Source organism: Paenibacillus sp. CCS19 (assembly GCF_033239625.1).
GTDB lineage: Bacteria > Bacillota > Bacilli > Paenibacillales > Paenibacillaceae > Paenibacillus_T.
This window is the reverse complement of sequence record NZ_BTCK01000104.1, coordinates 1-690: the sequence shown is the minus strand read 5'-3', so window position 1 is coordinate 690 and position 690 is coordinate 1. Positions and strand designations below refer to the sequence as shown.

Sequence of the window (690 nt, the reverse complement as noted above, 5' to 3'; positions counted from 1 at the left end):
TACAAGCAAATGGGTGAATTCGGATTAATGGATACTCGCGGGAAGAGAAAGGAATACGTGGATGAGGACCGCTATGTCAAAAGGCTTGAGTTGGAGAATGCCGTTCTAAAAAAGTGGTTGGCCATTACGAAGGCGGAGGTGTACCAGAGAAGCAACGGCTCGTCGAAGAGCTACGAGAGCATTTTACCGTTGCAGAGCTTTGCAAAGAAGTCGGGATCTCGAGAAGCGGATTTTATGCCTATCTCAAACGAAAAGACATAGACAAGGATCAACCATTCAGGGAGATCATTCGCGCCACGTATGAACGTTATGATGGTAAATATGGTTATCGTCAAGTACAGCTGTTCGTACTTCAAGATCATGAGGTATGGATGAATCATAAGAAAGTGCAGCGACTTATGCAGGAAATGGGTCTGTACGCTAAAATACGTCGAAAATTTCATCATCATCGGGGATGGAATTATGGAGATCGGGTGGCTAGAAATATACTAGATCGCAATTTTGAAACGACTGCGCCGAAGCAGAAATGGGTAACAGATATCACGCAATATCGAGTACAGGACTGCTGGCTGTACCTCTCTGCCATCAAAGACTTATGTGGTAACAAGATTGTAGCCTATAACATGGGCTTGCGAAACGATAAAGAGCTTGTGCTAGAAACGTTCACTAAGGCGTTTGAAATAGAGAAAG

Annotated in this window: 1 protein-coding gene; it reads left to right on the top strand. The window is 44.1% G+C overall.

Translation table 11 applies throughout. The features are described from left to right. Positions 1-113: 113 nt before the first annotated feature. The coding region (locus SBI19_RS29365) for an IS3 family transposase (protein WP_317973074.1) at positions 114-690 on the top strand (577 nt) is incomplete at its 3' end.